1 protein-coding gene is annotated in these 939 nt (G+C 61.6%); it reads left to right on the top strand.

What is annotated here, in order from left to right; genetic code table 11:
* Positions 1 to 908: IS3 family transposase (locus tag HWX25_RS32620; protein WP_175912707.1), on the top strand; the 908-nt coding region annotated here is incomplete at its 5' end.
* Positions 909 to 939 lie beyond the last annotated feature (31 nt).

Raw genomic sequence — 939 nt, 5'->3', positions numbered from 1 at the left:
CCTGTCCGTCAACGCACAAGAAAACCTGCACAAACGGGAGACGTTCATATAGACGACCAGTGAAACTGGTTTGTGAAGTTCTCGGCGTGTCGCGCTCGAACGTATCGGCACGACTGTCGCGTCCGGCGACGTGGCGCGATGGCCGTCAATCGAGGCAGACCGACGATGCGGGCGTGGTCGAGGAAATCCGCCGGATCATCGGCGATTTGCCCAGCTATGGCTATCGCCGGGTTTGGGGCATATTGCGCAACGAGCGCGTCGCGGTTGGGCTGGTGCCGTTCAATGCCAAGCGCATCTATCGCGTCATGCGCACGCACGGGTTGTTGATGCAGCGCCGGCCGCTTCCGCCTCGCCCCCAACGTCGACACGACGGCAAGGTGGCCGTCGCGCGCAGCAATCAGCGATGGTGCTCGGACGGCTTCGAGTTCCGCTGCGACAACGGCGAGCCGCTGCGCGTAACGTTCGCGCTGGATTGCTGTGACCGTGAGGCGATGAGTTGGGCAGCCACGACGGCAGGCCACAGCGGCGACATCGTGCGAGACGTGATGCTGGCTGCAGTGGAAAATCGGTTTGGCAACGAACTGCATACACCGTCCGAAATCGAGTGGCTGAGCGACAACGGTTCGGGCTACACGGCCGACGACACGCGCCGATTCGCAGTGGCCATCGGCCTGAAGCCATTGACCACACCGGTGTGCAGCCCACAAAGTAATGGGATGGCCGAGAGCTTCGTGAAGACGATGAAACGCGACTACGTCGCCTTCATGCCGAAGCCGGACGCAGCGACTGCTGCACGCAACTTGGCCATCGCGTTCGAGCATTACAACGAGAAGCATCCCCATAGCGCGCTGAAATACCGCTCGCCTCGCGAGTTCCGGCGCTCGATGGATTCAGCAACCTTAGTGTGATGCCGTGTCCGGTATTACAGGGGCAACTCCA

The sequence above is a fragment of the Burkholderia sp. BCC1640 genome (assembly GCF_902833125.1).
GTDB classification, from domain to species: domain Bacteria; phylum Pseudomonadota; class Gammaproteobacteria; order Burkholderiales; family Burkholderiaceae; genus Burkholderia; species Burkholderia diffusa.
Note: the sequence above shows the minus strand (reverse complement) of the source record. Positions and strands in the feature narration are given on the sequence as shown.